Source organism: Autumnicola musiva, from assembly GCF_031846585.1.
GTDB classification, from domain to species: Bacteria; Bacteroidota; Bacteroidia; order Flavobacteriales; family Flavobacteriaceae; genus Autumnicola; species Autumnicola musiva.
Map to the genome: position 1 here is coordinate 295,603 of NZ_JAVRHK010000003.1, position 18,051 is coordinate 313,653.

Sequence of the window (18,051 nt, forward strand, 5' to 3'; positions counted from 1 at the left end):
ATTATTTAGATAATTTTAAAATTCTTATGGCACCCCGCATTACAAACGTAAAAACGATGCCGCCAATTACCAAATCAGGCCATTTGCTATCCAGAAAATAGACCAGCACCCCGGCCAGTATCACCCCGCCGTTTACGATGATATCATTGGAGGTAAAAATAGCACTGGCCTGCATATGCGCCTCCTTACTTTTGGCCTTATTTATCAACCAAAGCGAAATAAGGTTACCCAAAAGGGCGAAAATGGAAACAATGATCATCAATTGGAAAATTGGTGTTTCACTACTGGTAAAAAACCTTCTTAATACCTCTGCAAAACCAAGTGTTGCCAAGGCCATCTGAAAATACCCGCTGAATTTTGCCACCTTCTTTTTTCTGGAAATGGCACCACCTACTGCAAATAAACTTAGCGCATATACTATCGAATCTGCCAGCATATCCAACGAATCTGCAATAAGGCCCATAGAAGAAGAGATCCACCCCATGGTCATTTCGATAATGAAAAAGCCGAAATTTATCCCAAAGACCCACCAAAGGATTGTTTTCTGTTTGGATTGGTCTTCTATTACGGGAGGATCGGCTTCTTCGGTCCCTTGGAAGGAATCCCCAAGGTTTAAACTGGCTATTGATGTTTGTATATCTTCGATTCCATTCACATGATATACTTCCAATTTCCTGTTGGGAATATCAAAATCCAAATATTTCACTTGTGTATAAGCCTCCAACTTCATCCGGATCATCTGTTCTTCTGAAGGACAGTCCATTTGACTTACTATAAAAGTACTTTTGTTCATTTCTCCCATATCACTTAACTATATTTTTCTTTCCTTTATTGGAAGTTAATAAGAGAATTACCGCACCGCCAATAGCTGCAAGTAATGAAGCTATCAAAATGCTTATTTTCGAAATTTTAATCAATTCCTGATCATTAAATGCGAGATTGGTAATAAAAAGGGACATGGTAAAGCCAATTCCCGCAATCATACCAATTCCAATTATATGTTTCCAGTTTAGTGTAATATGTAATTCGGAAACTCCAAGTTTTTGCCCAATCAATGTAAAAATACCAATCCCTGTTACTTTGCCAATTGCTAATCCCAAAAGGATCCCCAGCCCTAAAGAACCGGAAACAACCTCAATTAAATTTACATCGAGCTTTACTCCCGCATTCGCGACTGCAAAAATTGGAATGATAAAGAAAGCATTGAAATCAACAAGGGAATTTTCCAGTTTGAGCAAAGGAGGCCTTGAATTCTCAGTATCTGTTTTAATGGCTTTTAAAATTATTTGTTGTTTTTTATCCTGAAGAGGATTTAATTTTTCCAGCTCTGTTTTCTCAAGATTAGTAACGTTTGTGGCGGTCCTTTCTTTTAATATTTTACTGTCTAATTTGGGCACTATTGGAATGGTAATGGCAAAAAGTACTCCCGCAATAGTTGGATGGATCCCCGAATTAAGGAAGCAATACCATAAGATGATCCCAATAATAATATACCAAATCAAATTTTTGACCCCAGTCCAATTCATTAATAATAATAACCCAAATGCCCCCATGCCCGATCCAAGGTATATCCAGCTCAACTCGTTGCTATAAAACAATGCTATCACCAATATGGCACCTATATCGTCAGCAATAGCGAGGGCTATTAAAAATATTTTTAACTGCCTGGGGACATTTTTCCCCAGTAGGCCAATAATCCCTAGTGAATATGCGATATCGGTAGCCATAGGGATGCCCCAACCCTTTATATTTTCAGTGCCTAAATTTAGGCTAATAAAAATGAGGGCCGGAACTGCCATACCACCTAAAGCTGCCAACAAGGGGGCTGAGGCTTTTTTAATTGAAGATAATTCCCCCACCATAACCTCCCTCTTCAATTCAAGGCCGGCAACCAAAAAGAAAATTGCCATTAGGCCATCATTGATCCATTCTTCAATTGTTAGCCCAAAACTAAGATGCTCGGAAAATTCAAAAAGCAATTCATCGCCAAGAAAATGATGATAGGCACTTGCCCACTGTGAATTAGCTAAAAGAAGGGCAACTATAGTAGCAATTATTAAAAAAATCCCCCCAGCTGTTTCCCTGTCGAGGAACTTTGTTGCCGTTTCCCTGATATACCCAATAGTGGATTGATTTCGAACTGATTGCCCCATTTTATCTTATCTGTTTTTTGAGTTAATTACTTAAACCTTAATATTTCAAAAAGCTCAGTAGCGTCTTAATTTTTAAGAACTTACTGTTAGGTCAACTTTAAATATGCAACGCCCTGTCTTCGGTGGCTGCCAAACAGGCTTCTTTAAAGGTTTCTGAAAAGGTGGGGTGCCCGTGTGACATTCTTGCTATGTCTTCGGCAGCTGCCCTAAATTCCATCGCTACCACCGCTTCGGTGTAGCTGTCTGCTATGCGAGGGCCTATCATATGCACGCCCAGTATCTCATCGGTTTCCTTATCTGCAATTACTTTTATAAAACCGTCGGTGTCCATACTTATCTTTGCCCGTGCATTTGCCTTAAAAGGGAAAGAGCCTGTTTTTATACTTTTATTGGCCTTTTTCAGTTCTTCTTCCGTCAAGCCTACACCGGCGACCTCAGGCTGGGTGTACACGATATTTGGGATAAGCGAATAATTGATATGGGGCTTTTGGCCAACAATCCGTTCGGCTACAAAAACGCCTTCTTCACTGGCTTTATGGGCAAGCATTGCCCCCCGGATTACATCCCCAATGGCATACACACCCTTGACGTTGGTTTCAAGGTTTTTATCTACCGTTATCTGTCCTTTCTCATTGGTTTCCACTCCTATATTTTCAAGCCCTAAACTGGCGGTGTATGGTTTTCGGCCAATGGCCATAAGACAGTAATCGCCATCTAAACTCATTTCTTCTTTATCGGAAAGATTTTCCGCTTTCAATTCTACTTTATCCTCAGTTGCCGTTGCGTTTGTCACCTTATGTTCCAAATAAAAATCAATTCCCTGTTTTCTAAGGGAACGGTGCAATTGATGTCCCAGTGCGCCGTCCATAGTGGCGATAAGGCTATCAAAATATTCTACTATGGAAACCTTTGAACCCAGGCGGGCGAATACGGAACCTATCTCAACACCGATAACGCCACCCCCAACGACCATTAAGTGCTTGGGGATTTCCTGTAGGGCAAGGGCTTCGGTAGAAGAGATGATACGCTTTTTGTCTATTTTAATATTGGGCAATGAAGCGGGTTTGGACCCTGTGGCAATGATGATTTTATCGGTTGCTATGGTTTCCGTTTTATCTTCTCCCTTAATTTCAATCGTGTTTTTGTCCTTGATGGTGCCATGACCTTCATAAACGGTAACCTTGTTCTTTTTCATCAGATAATCAACGCCATTGATGATTTCCTGTACCACATCCTGAACCCTTTGGCTCATTTTCAGGATATCGACATTGGCCTCTTTAACATCAATCCCAAATTTTTCGAATTGATGCTTGAGTTTGTAATAATGCTCAGAGGCTTCCAACCAGGCTTTTGACGGGATACAGCCCACGTTTAGACAGGTGCCGCCCAGGGTGCTGTATCTTTCTACAATGGCTATTTTTAATCCTAATTGGGCGCAACGGATCGCACTTACATACCCGCCCGGGCCAGATCCTATTATAGTTACATCAAATTTTTCCATATTCATATTTTTTTTAAGTTCGTTACGGTGGAAAAAACCTTAAGCTTGACCATTGGGGGCTGGGATTCAGGCTTAAGGCACTCCCACCTATTATTTTTTACTACAATTTTTACATATCCCTTTTAATACCAGGTTCACATCGTTCACCTCATACTGGTCTGGCAAACTCTCTTCCGATATTTTATTTGGTAAACAGATTGTTTTCTTACAATCGGTACAATGAAAGTGCATATGTAAACCTGTACTGAGTTTAACATTGGTGTTTTCATCAGAAAGCGCATATTTTGCAAAAGCAGTTCCATCGTCAATTTGGTGCACCATGCTTTTTTTCTCAAAGAGCTTTATCGTCCTATAGAAAGTGGTCTTATTGGCTGTTTTGATATTTTTATGGATAAAGACTTTTTGCATTTCATTTAAACTTACCGCATAAGTTTTCCTTTTGAGGTATTTGTAAATTTTCAACCTCATTTCAGTGGAACGTATCCCTTTGGACGATAATTTTTTTTCCGTTTTTGTCATTTTATATTCTTTCGAAAAACAGTCTAAGTCCGGATTTTCTATTCTTTTTTATAAGCCAAAAGCCTTAACGCATTAAAAACCACCAGTAGTGTGGAACCTTCATGGATTACAACCGCCATTCCAATATTTGCCAAGCCGAATATGGTTGAAGGTATAAGTAGGGCAACAATACCAAGGCTTACCCAAAGGTTCTGTCTGATAATCGCCTTTGCCTTCCTGCTTAAGCCTATGGCAAAGGGCAGGGTTTCCAACTTGTCGGCCATTAGCGCAATATCCGCCGTTTCTAGGGCCACATCACTTCCAGCAGCACCCATAGCTATTCCTACAGTGCTGTTTGCCATGGCAGGGGCATCATTAACGCCATCGCCCACCATTGCCACCTTGGATTCCTTTTCTTTTAATTCTTTTATAGCATCCACTTTTTCTTCCGGTAATAAACTACCCCAGGCATCGGTCAATCCTATTTCTTCTGCTACTGCGTCTGCTACCTTCTGGTTATCACCAGTAAGCATGATCATTCGTTTAATTCCTATTTCTTTTAATTTTTTAAGGGTTCCCTTGGCGGCTTCACGAGGGGTATCCATTAATGCAATGATGCCTATATATTCTTCATTTTTTCGTATAAGCATTGTTGTATTTCCACCACCTTCAAGACCACGCACTTTCGTAGCTATTTTTTCGGAAGGTGTACTCTCATCAAGCCCTTCGTACAGGTCGAGGTTACCTATATAGATTTTATCATTGCCAAATGATGCTTTAATCCCTTTACCCAGAACTGCCTCTAAATTAGAGGCATTTGGGATTTCCTCGCCTTCCAGACGCTCTTTTCCATCACGAACTACAGCTTTGGCCAGGGGGTGATCACTAAGACCTTCCACGGCTACTGCTATTTTGAGAAGTTCATTGTCTGAAATATCCCCAAGTGGCACCACTTGGGTAAGTTTTGGCTTTCCTTCCGTTAGAGTTCCGGTTTTATCAAAGGCTAGGGCGGTAATAACCCCCAGGTCCTCCAGAGGGCGCCCTCCTTTAATTAATACCCCGCCACGGGCAGCTCTGGCCACTCCACTTAATACAGCACTTGGGGTCGAGATTGCCAACGCACAGGGACTTGCAGCTACTAATACGGCCATCGCCCTGTAAAAGCTGGCGCTAAAGGGTTCGTCAATAACTAAAAAAGCAAACAAAAGAATCCCGACCAAAATAAGGACGGACGGCACAAAATATTTTTCAAATTTATCGGTGAGCAACTGGGTAGGCGATTTTTGAGTCTGAGCTTCGTTAACCAGTTTCACCAATCGGGAAAGCGTTGAATCTTTGGCTGCTTTGATAACTTTAATCTCCAAAGTATTGTTCCCATTGATCGTTCCGGCAAAAACGCGGTTTTCATCTTTAATATCATCTACCTCTGAGTAATCCTTCTCAACATCTTCTACGGGAACTTTATCTACCGGTACACTCTCCCCGGTTATTGGAGCCTGGTTAACACTACTCTGCCCATCTACCACTACGCCATCTGCAGATATTTTACTATTTGGTTTCACCACAATGATATCCCCAATATTGAGTTTTTCGATACCAACTTCTTCCGTTTTACCATTTTTCTTAACCAAAGCTGTTTTTGGCGCCAGTTCTGCCAGTGCAGCTATAGATTTTCGTGCTTTGTTCATTGCATAATGCTCCAAGGCATGCCCCAGGCTAAAGAGAAATAATAACAAAGCTCCTTCAGCCCATTCCCCAAGAATAGCTGCTCCTATAGCTGCGACCAACATGAGAAAATCAATTTCAAATCCACCTTTGGCTACGGTCTGTATGGCTTCTTTTGCTGTAAAGTAACCTCCAAAAAAGTAGGCACCTATGTATAGGGATAAGCTGACCCATTCCGGTATTGATGTTACGTAGGACAAACCAAAACCAATACCCAAAAGAGCACCACAAATAATAGCAAAAATAAGTTCGGTGTTTTTCCCAAAAATACCTCCGTGGGCGTGGGAATGTTCTTCCCCGGCCCCGTGGCTATCCGCTTCTCTATGATTCTGGAGATCAGTATCTTTATGCTTTTGTTCTTCTATATCCCTTACCTTTTCTTTATTTAAATTTTGAGGATTCTTTTCGGCAGATTTAAAGCCCTTATTCTCAGCAGAGGAGCTTTTTTTAACTTGTAGGTTTTCTTTTTCGAGCTTTGTAGTTATCTCATCAAAACTTGTTTCCCGTTTATCATATTCTAAACGGATCATTCCTCCGGCATTGGCGGAAGCTTCCAAAACACCATTGATATTCAACAGACTCTTTTCTATAGTCCTTGCATGCCGGGTATGTCTAATCCCCTCAACCTCTATAAGCAAATGTCCATATTTCGCGGTAATTTCAGCCCCGGTTCTTTCTGCCAATGATTGAATGCGGTCAATAGAAATTATATCCGGATCGTAATGAAAGCACAATTGTGGCACCGTATCTTCCTGATCATCCGCTATGTGGACTTTTTCAAGGCCATTTTCGGCTTCCAGTTCCTTAATTAGCCTTTCCACACAAGCGTCTTTTTCATTAGGTACCTGTGGAAGGATTACGGGAATTTTGATTTTTAGTTTTTTCATATCCTTAGTTATTTGTATCCAGTTTTTTGCTTGTTCCTTATCCTGAAGGTCAAAATATTTGACTTCTGAACCGGTAAAGAAATGAGTAGCTTTAACGACCCATTCCTGCTATTTTTTTCGCCTACAAATTTTATGACTTTTTTCGATGATATTGTGGATTAGCGGATGGGTTTTTTATATCCTTCTTCGTGATTCTACCATTGATTTTAGCAGCAATCAAGTTTTCTTTTTCTATGTCCAATACCTATATCATTTTTTCAATTTTATAGGGTTTATATTAATTTAAGTGTATCTCCAAATACTCCAGAGCCTCAGGCATATCCAACTCGCGGGTTCCGTTCCCGGTTCTGATAAAGAAATGCGAACGATCGCCCAAATTCAAATACACAGGTTTTTGTGATTTGTGAACCCTTACATAACAGATATCCTTTTCTTCGAATTGGTAAAAGGCCACTTTAACCAAAGGGCAAAAATGAGTGCCGAACTTGAGGGACACCAATTGCATTATATATTGCTCAAACCCGTCCTTGCCAGGTTTTTTTAAAGTACCGCAATCCTGTTCCAGCCCCAGAATACTACCTTCATCATCAATTCCGATAATTAAATGCCCTTCTTGGGTGTTCATAAACCCGGCAATTGTTTTTGCTATTACGTCCTCCAAAGCCTTATTCGGTTTAAACTGCCTCAAATCCCATCTCAAGGTAGATTTAAATTCTACTTGCTGGTTTTCTCCTGCCGCAATCAGCTCCCTGATCTCCTCCAGCTTATCTCTTCTTCCGGTCAATTGAAATATTCTTTGCCTGACCATAAACATAAGCGACAAGGCAATGCCCAGCAGTCCAAATAGCAATTTGATGATGGCTTGATCCAAATCCCATGAACTAACTTCCTGCTGATATGAAGCAAGCAGAGATTTCCACCATTCGCCATTACCTCCCTGCATGTCATACATGTGGAGTGAAATAACCAGGGGCTGTATTATAAATAAGCCAAGGGCTAATCCAATGAATATAAAAACAAATACTTTGCGTTTTTTCATTTTTACCTTCTTTTATAAGCCATAGGTGCCATCGCTTTCGATGCCTGTGCCTTATAACTACTTCTTCTTATCCTGAAGGACTTTCTTCTTTTGTTCAAATTCCTCATCGCTTATCTCGCCCCGGGCGTATCGTTCTCTCAGGGCTTCCATAGCCTTATCCTTCCGTCTATTTTGTCCCGGGGTGGGATAAGGAATTAAGAATATCCAAAAGATGAGGATTATCCAAAGCCCCCACCATATCCAGTGCATTCCCCCAAAATTCCAGTTGTCCATCATAATCTTTCTGTTTAAATTTATTTAACTTTTTTAATGATTTCCTTTCTCCATCCATTCCTTGGCCAAATGTTTTTCTTCAAGGCTAAAGAATTTAATATGTGCCTTTGTAAAGGGTATCAAAACTTCGGTAAACTGTTCCTGCCATTTTGTAATTCCCACCAATGCAACCTTTTTAACGCGTTCTTCATTCGGAAGTTTCAGTTCAATGCCCTTCCAATACGCACTTGCAGTCCACCCCTCAAAATTTTCCATTTCAATATACCAGTATACTTTATGGTTTGCCTGTATATGGTTTTTTAATTGAGATATCAAATTGTCATAATCGGTAGCATCCAATCTATTTTGAGCTACCATATATACCTTGTTTTCTTTTTTATAAATTTTCATCATTGTTCCAATTTTTTAAATCAAAAAACTTAATCCAAGTCATTGCTACATTTCTCACAGACTCCCTTAGCCACCAGATTAATATCCTCTGCCACGTAACCTTCGGGCAGATTTATCTGAGGGATTTTATGTTCTGTAAGGCACACGGTTTCCCCGCAACTATTGCAATGAAAATGTAAGTGAAGGTCGTTACCCACCTCGCATTCACAATTGTCTTCACACAGGGCATATTTAATGATGCCGGTGCCATCCTCAATTTGATGCACAATTCCTTTTTCTTCAAATGTCTTCATAGTACGGAAAAGCGTACTCCTTTCCGAGCTTTCGAAATCTTTCCCAAGGTCGCCTAAACTAATGGCCACATTCAATTGTGCCAACCGTTTATAGGTCATCAGGCGCATTGCCGTAGGGCGGATGCCTTTGCTTTCTAACTTTTTTACTATTTTTTCCATTGGGCGTAAAAGGGTTTAGAAAATTTAACGCTTTAAGGATTCCCCGGTTTTTATCTTGAAAGCATCTTCAATGTCAGACAAATAAATGATGCCATCACCTGGATCCGGTGTTTTCCCGTTTTCCAGGATGATATTGATAGCCGATTGTGCTTCTTCATTTTGACATACCAGTTCTAACTTTACCACCGGGCTGTCGGTTACACGGAAATCTAAAGAAGGTGATGCGCCTTTTGCTTTAAATGCTCCGGTACCTTCCCCCTGAGACAGCGTCATACTTTTGAATCCGCTTTCGCTAAGGGATTCTATCACTATTTGAACCCGTTTTGGCTTTATAAATGCTTTTATTTCTTTCATTACTGTGGTTTTAATTTAGTATTAAGGATGAACCCTCTGGAATTTTAATCAAGACAAACATTTAACAGAGAGTCCATCCATCTATTTTTTTTAATTTAATGACCATGGGAAGTCTGGCTTTTCTGCATTTCAGAGACCAGATAATAGGCATTATTATAAGCAACCAAAGTACCTTCAGGCAGAGGCTCCAGCAGTTTAATTTCAACCCAACCATCTTCAGTTATTCCCGTTCTTACCTGCACCGGTTTCAATTCCCACTCGGTTTCACCATCTTCCTGGTGTTTTTGGGCCGTAAAGATGTAGGGATTTCCTTCTTCTTCAATTATTGCTTCTTCCGGTAAGGCAGGAACAGCTTCTTCACCCGTCCTGATTTTTCCGTTTATATACATCCCCGGAATTAGAAAATCTTCTTTATTATCGATTTCTGCATGCACATGTACCGCTTTGGGGTTTTGTTCAAATTGTTTCCCCACTGAATAAATTTCCCCGGTTAAATTACTGCCTGGAACCGATTCCAGTGTAAACGCAATCTTTTGGCCTTCTTTCACCTTATAAATATCTTTTTCAAAAACCATTAGATCGGCATGAACATGTTCATTATCAACTACCATAAACATGCTGGTTTGCGGCTCCACATACTGTCCTATCTGCACCAGTACTTTTTCTATATAACCTCCAATTGGGCTTACTACCGGAATATATTCATATAATTCACCGTCTCTAACCTGGGAAGCATTTAGGTTTAACTGGCGTAATTGTGATTCGTACCCCCGTACTTCACCTTGTACAGACTGGTAATCGGATTGGGTCTGTTGAAAAGTTTTTCCAGATCCTACCTCTGCTTCATATAAACGTTTCTGTCTTTCAAATTCCTTTTCCAAAAATTGCATCCTACTATATGCATTAATATAATCAGACTGCATTCTGGTTAAATTTGGGTGAGAAAGATAAGCCAACACCTGACCTTTATTTACCTTATCCCCCTCAATAACCTTTATAGAAGTTATATTACCGCCTAAAATTGCCGTAACGGTAGCTTCATATTGTGGCGGCACTTCTAACTGGCCATTGGCTTCCACAATACCGGACAAAGCTTTTTTAGGTAAGGTATCTACTTTGATGCCCAAACTATTGAATTTCATCTCTGAAAGATGTACTGAACGCATCCCGCCTTCTTCTTCACCGTGTTCTTCATCTCCTTCCTCACCGTGATTTTCACCTTCTTCGGTATTAGTAGTTGCAGTTTCACTGGAAGCGTCATCCCCTTCCTCAGGATTTTCTTTACATCCAAAGAATATGCTGAGCGTTAAGGCAAGCATTAAAATATTTATTGATCTTGTATTCATATCGATTTTCTTATTTTAATTTTTAATTTGAATTCTTAAGGTAATATTCCAGTTGGTAACGGCTGTCGAGATAATCGTTAAAAGCACTCCAGGCATTTACTTCGATTCTAATGGCATCTCTTATATTTTGAAGGAAGGTTACGTAATCTATAGCACCTTCCTTAAATGCTAATACCGACCCATCCTGTTGTTCCTGTGCTAAAGGAAGCGCTTCATCCCTATAATAATTCCATGAGTTTCTCCATTTGATGTAGTCTTCCCGCATATTTTTATAGGCGATTTCCAGTTCGAGTTTATCCTGGTAAAAGTTTTGCTCTGCAATCTTTCGATTCACTTGTGCTTCCTGGGTACGGCCTAATTCCGGCCCAAAAAACAGTGGAATTTGAATTCCTATTTGATATTGAAAGAAACCCGATTGCCCGGCTATTTCCTGCCTACCGTATTGACCCTGAAATTTGGGCAAAAATTCAGATTTTCGTTCTCTGGTAACCGCTTTTGCCACGTCAATTCTTTGTTCTGAAACCTGTAGTAAGGGATGATTTTCAAGAGACTCTACCAGAAAGTTTAAAGGTTCATCCAATGCTTCAGCAGGCAAATCTGGTACATCGTAAATTGTGTCACTAACAAACCATAGGTTTAAGCGCTGTATTGATTTCAGGTAATCTCGATAAGCTTGTTCTAACTGTATTTTCACCTCATTCCCCTGATTTGAGGTGGCAAGATATTCCAGTTTAGAGGTAGCTTCTGTCTCATACCTGATTCTAGCCGCCCTTTCAATATCTTCGAAAATAGAATCCATTTTCTTATATACCTGATACCTCTTTTTACTTGTATAAACAGATGTCCAGGCCCTGCTTACTTCACGTTCAATTTCAATAGTAGATAGCTCTAAGGCATTTTCAGCAAGTGCCACCCTTTCTTTCTGTAGTTTTAACCGGGGCACTATTCCGAAAATATCGATGCCTTGTTGTTGGACGCCAATTTGGGTATAGATCCCATCAGAGCCATTTCCTACTTCTTCTTTTCCTGTAAAGATTTGGGTGTTTCCAAAATCAAAGGCGGTTTTGCGCAATACTTCCTCACTTTCAATTTCGAGCTGGGCAGCTTGGAGCTGTGGAAAATTTTTGATTGCCATTTCTTTTGCATCCTCCAAACTAATTGTTTGTAAAGAATCCTGTTGTGAATATTCAGATGACATTGCATCAGATTGTGCATTTACAGAAAAGGTTCCGCCTAAAACTAAGCCAATTATCAAAATCGTAGCTAAAGATCGCGAATTGGAAGAACCTAGTTTATTCTGTTCTTTTTTCTCTCGTTTTCTTTCTACAAGGGTATATAGTACTGGTAATACAACCAGCGTAAGCAGTGTAGCTGTAAGCATCCCACCTATAACCACCGTAGCAAGTGGTTGTTGAACTTCTGCACCGGCTGATGTGGAAAATGCCATTGGTAAAAAACCGAAAATATCTGTTGTTGCTGTTAACATAATAGGTCGTATTCGTTCTTTGGTTCCTGTAAAAATTCTATCTTTTATACTGGTTACTCCTTCTTCTTTTAAAGAATTGAATCTATTTATTAGTACCAGCCCGTTTAAAACTGCAACCCCGAATAATACAATAAAACCTACCCCAGCAGAAATACTGAATGGCATTCCCCGCAACCAAAGGGCAAAAACACCTCCAATGGCAGCGAGGGGTATGGCTATATAGATCATGACAGATTGGGAAAACGATTTTAGGGCAAAATATAGAAGAACAAATATCAAGAAAAGGGCAATGGGTACAACAATTATCAAGCGGTCCTTAGCACTCTGAAGATTTTCGAATTCCCCCCCATAAGTTATATAATACCCGGGAGGTAATTCTAATTCTTCATCTAATCTTTGCTGAATATCATTAACGACTGACTCTACATCCCTTCCCCGGGCATTTACACCCACATAGGTTCTTCTGTAGGTATCATCTCTCGAAATTTGCATAGGGCCCGGAACATACTCAATATCTGCTATTTCTTTTATCGGTACCTGAGTTCCGTCGGGAAGATCGATATACATTCCACGCAAGTCATCAATATTCTTTCTATGTTCTTCATCAAATCTTACTACTAAATCGAATCGCTTTTCTCCTTCAAAAATGACTCCTGCGGTTCCTCCCGCAAAAGCAGTACTTATATAATCATTTGCTTTTTGGATATCCAGGCCATATTGAGCAATTTTATCACGGTTAAATTTCACGGTCATTTGTGGCAGCCCAGATGTTCGTTCAGGATTAACATCTCCTGCTCCAGGTACGGTCTGGATAATATTAGCCATTTCCTGTACCTTTTCCGACAACACCCCCAGGTCCTCTCCATATAGTTTAACCGCAATATCTTCTCTAACCCCCTCTAATAATTCGTTGAACCTTAATTCTACAGGTTGCGTAAACACAAGGTTTACCCCAGTAAGTTCTTTATTGAGTTTTTCCTTGATTTGCGCTATAAGTCCTTCTTTAGTTTCAGCGGTTGTCCAATTATCCTTATCTTTTTCAAGAATCAGGTACATATCTGCGATATCCATCGGCATTGGATCTGTTGGGATGTCCGCTACTCCAATTCTTGCTGTTGCTGTTTTAATTTCAGGAAAATTTTCTAGAAGGATATTTTCTATTTTTTTGGAAACTTCAATAGACTCTGTTAATGAACTTCCTGGTCTGATTAAAGCCTGCATTGCAATATCCCCTTCATCCAGTTGAGGCACAAATTCTCCTCCCATTCTGGAAAAAAGGAAACCGGCTAATACAAGTAGAACAGCAGCAGCACCTACAACAATGAGCTTCAGTTTTAATGCCCCTTTCAGTAAAGGCATATATACCCTTTGTATTCCACCAATTATCTTATCACTTATCCTTTCCAGCCAGCGTTCAAACCTTCCAAACCAGTTCTTTTTATTCTGAATGGGTTTCATAAATAGGGCAGACATCATAGGGACATAGGTAAGGCATAAGAAAATAGCACCTATCATGGCAAAACCGAAAGTGTACGCCATCGGCTTAAACATTTTACCTTCTACCCCCGTAAGAAAAAGTATAGGCGTGAATACAATAAGAATTATAATCTGTCCAAAAAATGCGGAACTCATCATCGTGCTCCCAGCATCATAGGCTACTTCATCCATTTTAGCCTGATTGAATTTCACCTTGCCAGATCTTATCCGTTTTTGTATTTCATACACGGTTCCCTCGATGATAATCACTGCACCGTCTATAATGATTCCAAAGTCAATAGCGCCCAAACTCATTAGATTGGCCCAGACATTGAATTGTTTCATTAAAATAAAAGCAAAAAGCAGTGATAAGGGAATAGTGGTAGCAGTAATAAGTCCACCTCTTAGACTACCTAATAACAATACCAGGGCAAAAATCACTATCAATGCACCTTCCAGTAAATTTGTTTTAACAGTATCGGTTGTTCGTGCTATTAATTCACTCCGATCAATAATTGGCTCTATGGTCAAACCTTCAGGAAGTGACTTTTCAACTTCTGCCATCCTATCTTTAACATCCTGAATTACGGCATTGGGATTGGCGCCTTTTAACATCATTATTATCCCGCCTACGGCTTCCTCTCCGTCTTGAGTGAAAGCTCCGTAGCGTACCTGATTTCCAAACTGAACATCTTCCGCAACATCTCCAATAGTTATCGGAATAGAATTTTCGGTAGTAATAGCAATTTTCCTTATATCCTCCAGTGAACGGATTAAACCTTCACCTCTAATAAAATTTGACATTTTATTTTTCTCAATATAAGCTCCACCGGTATTCACATTGTTTCGGGCCAGCGCCTCATAAACCTCAGAGATACTTATACCCATACTGTTTAATTTCTCAGGATTGATTGCTACCTCATATTGTTTTATGGAGCCTCCAAAAGAATTTACTTCCACCACACCTTCCAGCAAGGTAAGTTGTCGCTTGACTATCCAGTCCTGAATAGTTCGTAGTTCCATGGGGGAATATTCGGTTTCATATCCCTCCTTTGGCTTTATGGTATATTCATAAATTTGACCCAATCCGGTTGAAATAGGTCCCATAGCAGGACTTCCAAATTTATCGGGAATGGTCTCCCCCAATTCATTTAGTTTTTCCTGTACAAGTTGACGAGGGAGATAAGTTCCCATATCATCTTTAAAAACAATAGTAACTACCGAAAGGCCAAAGCGTGAGATAGAGCGAATTTCTGTAACCCCGGGTAAATTACCCATCGAAAGTTCTACGGGATAGGTTACAAATTGCTCAATATCTTCTGTGGCGAGATTAGGTGACTGGGTGATCACCTGAACCTGATTATTAGTAATATCTGGTACCGATCCCAGGTTAACGGTGGACATGGACCAAATACCCGTCCCTATTAGTGCTAAGGTAAGTAGTCCAATAATAAATTTATTATTAATGGAAAATGCGATTATCTTATTAATCATATAAATAAAGATTTAATTCAGTTAAAATTCTTGATAATAATTTTGTGCCTAACAAAATCTACCAATAGGACCAAGGATCTAGTATGAGAACTAGGATTTGGTCAAAAAAGGACATAGCTATCCTTCTAAAAACTGAATTAAACTTTAGGGGGATCTAAAAAGGAAAGAATAGGTTCTTCCACTGAGCTGTCAAAATGGACAAAGGCTTTTGATGGAATTTCAATAATCAAAGCCTTGAAATTTGAAGAACCGAAATCTACTGTATGCACATGGCAGCAATGACAACTACAAAAAGGAGGGCATAAATCTGCTACTTTATCATGTGAATGGTCGATATCTAAATCCTGGGTAGCAACCATTGTTACTTCTGAATCAGAAATCACTTGTGAAGTATCACTATCATTACAGGCTAATAAGTTAAGCCCGAATATATATAGAGATAATATGATAGCGATCATTTTCACACTACAAAGATAAAAAAAAATCAATGCACAGATTGTGCAATGATATAATGAGTACGTTTTTAAAGTATATTCAATTATTTCAAATCTTGAAATAATCGCGAAAATCTATACCACAATGAACAGCCAAAATACAATAATTATGTTCCCGATCATCCAATTGTTATTTTTGTTCCATTAGTAGTTCTTTGCTTTTATCAAACACTCCGCTTTTACATCTTCAGGAACAAGCCTTCCGATGAAATAAATCCCAATCGGTATTAAGATTAGGCTGTCAAGATATCCAATTATCGGGATGAAGTCAGGAATAATGTCAATTGGACTTAACGCATAACCGATAATTATAAAAATCGAAAGTTCGGCTTACCAGGGAGTTCGCTTTTCTTTCGAAGTCAAATGGAGCATCACTATTCGCTGCTTTAGGTTCTTCCCCAGGTTTTTAGATTTTCAATAATACATTAGGCCTGTTCAAAATACTTAAGAATTGTTGCACAAAGGGGGAGCCAAATAGAATTTGATTCTATTTATTGTCTTTTAGTTTAAGATAATCATATATCTTTGCATTTACGAATAAAATCGGTGCAAAGGTTACCTATCCGGTTACCTGATTTTATTGAAACAGTGTAAGTGTCTGGTTATTAAAATATTGTCTAGTGGTAATTTAGTTCTGCCACCCCGACTTTAACAAGTTACATTTTAACACATTTAAAGGGTAATTACATGATTTTAATGTAGTTGCCTTTTTTTGTTCCACCTTAAGTTATCAAATAGTGGCTTCTATTCAATATTACTAAGAGGGGTTTCTCCTTCCAGATTATTGAAAAATATTCCCGTCCAGCTTCCTTCAAGTTCTATTATTTCTCCCGTGTTTATCTCACGAAAACGGGCCCGGAAACTAGCTTTATTTTTCTTTAAGTATAGAATATAAGTAGACGTTAGTTCAGTTTCTGGATTAAGGTTTGTTGAATTTTTGAAAAAGTACTGAAAAGCAAACGACGACTCCTCTTGTTGTAGATTGACTTTAAGCCCGCCACCTAGATAGGAGTAACTGTTGGATAATAAATCGATTTCTCCAGTAATAGAAACTTTAACCGGCGAATAATTGAGCTCACTGAATCTAATAGAATCGTTGAAATTAAATTCAGAACTACCATTAATACCATTAAGTGGTTCAATTACTACAGGCAAAATAGTGTCTGAATCATTTTTAAAATAAATTTCAGGAAGTTCTTTTTTAATTATTTCCTGGCTGTCACCTTCTGTTAGTTTCCATTCTATCTGCGATAGTTCATACCGCCTTGGAACGTTTTTTTCAATATTCTCATCATCTTTACTGCATGAAAGATTGAAAAACACAATAATGCTGAAAATAATACGAAATCCTTTTCTCATTGACGAAGGTTTAAGATAATGTCTCTAGTACAACTGATGTTAAATGTAATAAATTACACAATTAAAATATCATTTTATTCTTTAGCCCTCCTTCAAGGTTGTAGATTTTTTTGTCGGGAAAGAAATCTTTTAGTATCGAAATGGCTTTTAAACTTCTTATTCCGGAGGCACAATATACCAATATACTTTCTTCGGAAGTTAATTCGCTGTACCTGTTTTGTAGCTCCGGAAGGGGAATATGTAATCCTCCAATATCAAAAGCGGCACGTTCATCAGGGCTTCTAACATCGAGTAATGTATAGGAATCCGGAGACTTGAAGTAATTCTGGCAGGAGACAGATTCTGGGTTATCAGTTCCGCAGGAAAAGCTCATTTCTTCTAATTTCGTTATCACCACATCGGGATTTTTAGAAAATGGCAGGATTTGGGCTTGCATTTCAAGAGCGTCAAAAAGAAGTAACTTTCCTGATAATACGTTACCTATCTCTAGAATTATCTTAAGCACTTCATTGGCCTGCAAGTTCCCGATAATTCCTGGTATAATTCCCAACACGCCTACTTCACTACAGGAGGGCATTTCTTCTGCTGAACCTGGTTCCGGAAAAAGGCATCTGTAAGTAGGACCATTCTGATAATTAAACACCGAAACCTGTCCGTCGAATTTAAAAACCGAACCTAATACCAAAGGCTTGCCTGCAAGGACGGCGGCATCGTTTGCCAGGTATTTGGTGGTAAAATTATCACTTCCTTCCACAACAATATCGTAGTCAGTGAAAATTTTTAGTGCATTTTTTGCCGTCAATCTCTCATTATAGGCCACTATTTCTATGGAAGAATTTATCTCCTGAAGCCGCTTTTTAGCAGCGATCACTTTTGCTTCCCCTACATTTTTTTCTGAAAAAAGGATTTGCCGCTGTAAATTGGAGGTGTCTACCAGATCATCATCTATAATTCCCAATTTTCCCACTCCGCCGGCAGCAAGATATTGCAAAGCGGGGCAGCCAAGTCCGCCGGCGCCTATCACCAGGACTTTTGCCTGCTTCAGTTTTAGTTGCCCTGCTTCTCCAATTTCTTCTAAAAGTATATGCCTCAGGTAACGCTTCTTTTCTTTTTCTGTCAACATG

Annotated in this window: 16 protein-coding genes; all 16 read right to left on the bottom strand. The window is 39.3% G+C overall.

Translation table 11 applies throughout. The features are described 5' to 3' along the window. Position 1: 1 nt before the first annotated feature. The 16 genes from RM539_RS06235 to moeB all read right to left on the bottom strand — a co-directional run bounded on the left by RM539_RS06235 (position 2) and on the right by moeB (position 18,050). Positions 2-802 carry a cation efflux transmembrane domain-containing protein gene (locus RM539_RS06235; RefSeq protein WP_121665194.1) on the bottom strand — a complete coding sequence of 267 codons (801 nt, stop codon included), beginning with the start codon at positions 800-802 and terminating at the stop codon, positions 2-4. A 1-nt stretch (position 803) separates the two neighbouring features. After that, positions 804-2,153, bottom strand: a complete 1,350-nt coding sequence (gene nhaA / locus RM539_RS06240) for a Na+/H+ antiporter NhaA (protein ID WP_121665193.1) — start codon at positions 2,151-2,153, stop codon at positions 804-806. A 97-nt stretch (positions 2,154-2,250) separates the two neighbouring features. Next, entirely contained in the window at positions 2,251-3,654 is a 1,404-nt protein-coding gene (lpdA, locus tag RM539_RS06245; RefSeq protein ID WP_121665192.1) for a dihydrolipoyl dehydrogenase, read from the bottom strand. A 90-nt stretch (positions 3,655-3,744) separates the two neighbouring features. Beyond that, positions 3,745-4,173 (bottom strand): Fur family transcriptional regulator, encoded by a 429-nt coding sequence (locus RM539_RS06250; RefSeq protein WP_009778862.1) that lies wholly within the window; start codon positions 4,171-4,173, stop codon positions 3,745-3,747. 38 nt (positions 4,174-4,211) lie between these two features. Further along, on the bottom strand, positions 4,212-6,764 hold the full coding sequence (locus RM539_RS06255) for a heavy metal translocating P-type ATPase (protein ID WP_311502527.1): 2,553 nt from the start codon (positions 6,762-6,764) through the stop codon (positions 4,212-4,214). Between the two features lie 277 nt (positions 6,765-7,041). After that, on the bottom strand, positions 7,042-7,803 hold the full coding sequence (locus RM539_RS06260; RefSeq protein ID WP_057482986.1) for an AlbA family DNA-binding domain-containing protein: 762 nt from the start codon (positions 7,801-7,803) through the stop codon (positions 7,042-7,044). Positions 7,804-7,860: 57 nt separating this feature from the next. Continuing rightward, the gene (locus RM539_RS06265; protein WP_008615618.1) at positions 7,861-8,079 is read right to left on the bottom strand and encodes an SHOCT domain-containing protein; all 219 of its coding nucleotides are present in this window, start codon (positions 8,077-8,079) and stop codon (positions 7,861-7,863) included. 30 nt (positions 8,080-8,109) lie between these two features. Next, the gene (locus tag RM539_RS06270) at positions 8,110-8,469 is read right to left on the bottom strand and encodes a SpoIIAA family protein (protein WP_057482985.1); all 360 of its coding nucleotides are present in this window, start codon (positions 8,467-8,469) and stop codon (positions 8,110-8,112) included. A gap of 26 nt (positions 8,470-8,495) precedes the next feature. Continuing rightward, positions 8,496-8,918 carry a Fur family transcriptional regulator gene (locus tag RM539_RS06275; RefSeq protein WP_057482984.1) on the bottom strand — a complete coding sequence of 141 codons (423 nt, stop codon included), beginning with the start codon at positions 8,916-8,918 and terminating at the stop codon, positions 8,496-8,498. 24 nt (positions 8,919-8,942) lie between these two features. Next, complete coding sequence (locus tag RM539_RS06280) at positions 8,943-9,272, bottom strand: P-II family nitrogen regulator (protein WP_057482983.1); 330 nt, start codon at positions 9,270-9,272, stop codon at positions 8,943-8,945. 95 nt (positions 9,273-9,367) lie between these two features. Next, entirely contained in the window at positions 9,368-10,618 is a 1,251-nt protein-coding gene (locus tag RM539_RS06285) for an efflux RND transporter periplasmic adaptor subunit (protein WP_173636774.1), read from the bottom strand. A 22-nt stretch (positions 10,619-10,640) separates the two neighbouring features. Then, positions 10,641-15,074, bottom strand: coding sequence for a CusA/CzcA family heavy metal efflux RND transporter (locus RM539_RS06290; protein WP_311502528.1), 4,434 nt, complete (start codon positions 15,072-15,074; stop codon positions 10,641-10,643). Positions 15,075-15,211: 137 nt separating this feature from the next. After that, positions 15,212-15,532: a DUF6660 family protein gene (locus RM539_RS06295; RefSeq protein ID WP_121668025.1), complete on the bottom strand. Its 321-nt coding sequence runs from the start codon at positions 15,530-15,532 to the stop codon at positions 15,212-15,214. Positions 15,533-15,712: 180 nt separating this feature from the next. After that, positions 15,713-15,886: a DUF1232 domain-containing protein gene (locus tag RM539_RS20030; RefSeq protein WP_128766714.1), complete on the bottom strand. Its 174-nt coding sequence runs from the start codon at positions 15,884-15,886 to the stop codon at positions 15,713-15,715. 426 nt (positions 15,887-16,312) lie between these two features. Next, positions 16,313-16,927 carry a hypothetical protein gene (locus RM539_RS06300; protein ID WP_311502529.1) on the bottom strand — a complete coding sequence of 205 codons (615 nt, stop codon included), beginning with the start codon at positions 16,925-16,927 and terminating at the stop codon, positions 16,313-16,315. A 61-nt stretch (positions 16,928-16,988) separates the two neighbouring features. Then, complete coding sequence (gene moeB, locus RM539_RS06305; protein ID WP_311502530.1) at positions 16,989-18,050, bottom strand: molybdopterin-synthase adenylyltransferase MoeB; 1,062 nt, start codon at positions 18,048-18,050, stop codon at positions 16,989-16,991. Position 18,051 lies beyond the last annotated feature (1 nt).

Excerpts from the sequence above, each read along its gene's own strand:
- nhaA (WP_121665193.1), bottom strand. The coding sequence starts at position 2,153 with ATGGGGCAATCAGTTCGAAATCAATCCACTATTGGGTATATCAGGGAA.
- moeB (WP_311502530.1), bottom strand. The coding sequence starts at position 18,050 with ATGTTGACAGAAAAAGAAAAGAAGCGTTACCTGAGGCATATACTTTTA.
- RM539_RS06275 (WP_057482984.1), bottom strand. The coding sequence starts at position 8,918 with ATGGAAAAAATAGTAAAAAAGTTAGAAAGCAAAGGCATCCGCCCTACG.
- RM539_RS06300 (WP_311502529.1), bottom strand. The coding sequence starts at position 16,927 with ATGAGAAAAGGATTTCGTATTATTTTCAGCATTATTGTGTTTTTCAAT.
- RM539_RS06235 (WP_121665194.1), bottom strand. The coding sequence starts at position 802 with ATGGGAGAAATGAACAAAAGTACTTTTATAGTAAGTCAAATGGACTGT.
- RM539_RS06255 (WP_311502527.1), bottom strand. The coding sequence starts at position 6,764 with ATGAAAAAACTAAAAATCAAAATTCCCGTAATCCTTCCACAGGTACCT.
- lpdA (WP_121665192.1), bottom strand. The coding sequence starts at position 3,654 with ATGGAAAAATTTGATGTAACTATAATAGGATCTGGCCCGGGCGGGTAT.
- RM539_RS06270 (WP_057482985.1), bottom strand. The coding sequence starts at position 8,469 with ATGATGAAAATTTATAAAAAAGAAAACAAGGTATATATGGTAGCTCAA.
- RM539_RS06290 (WP_311502528.1), bottom strand. The coding sequence starts at position 15,074 with ATGATTAATAAGATAATCGCATTTTCCATTAATAATAAATTTATTATT.
- RM539_RS06250 (WP_009778862.1), bottom strand. The coding sequence starts at position 4,173 with ATGACAAAAACGGAAAAAAAATTATCGTCCAAAGGGATACGTTCCACT.
- RM539_RS06280 (WP_057482983.1), bottom strand. The coding sequence starts at position 9,272 with ATGAAAGAAATAAAAGCATTTATAAAGCCAAAACGGGTTCAAATAGTG.
- RM539_RS06260 (WP_057482986.1), bottom strand. The coding sequence starts at position 7,803 with ATGAAAAAACGCAAAGTATTTGTTTTTATATTCATTGGATTAGCCCTT.
- RM539_RS06285 (WP_173636774.1), bottom strand. The coding sequence starts at position 10,618 with ATGAATACAAGATCAATAAATATTTTAATGCTTGCCTTAACGCTCAGC.
- RM539_RS06295 (WP_121668025.1), bottom strand. The coding sequence starts at position 15,532 with ATGATCGCTATCATATTATCTCTATATATATTCGGGCTTAACTTATTA.
- RM539_RS06265 (WP_008615618.1), bottom strand. The coding sequence starts at position 8,079 with ATGATGGACAACTGGAATTTTGGGGGAATGCACTGGATATGGTGGGGG.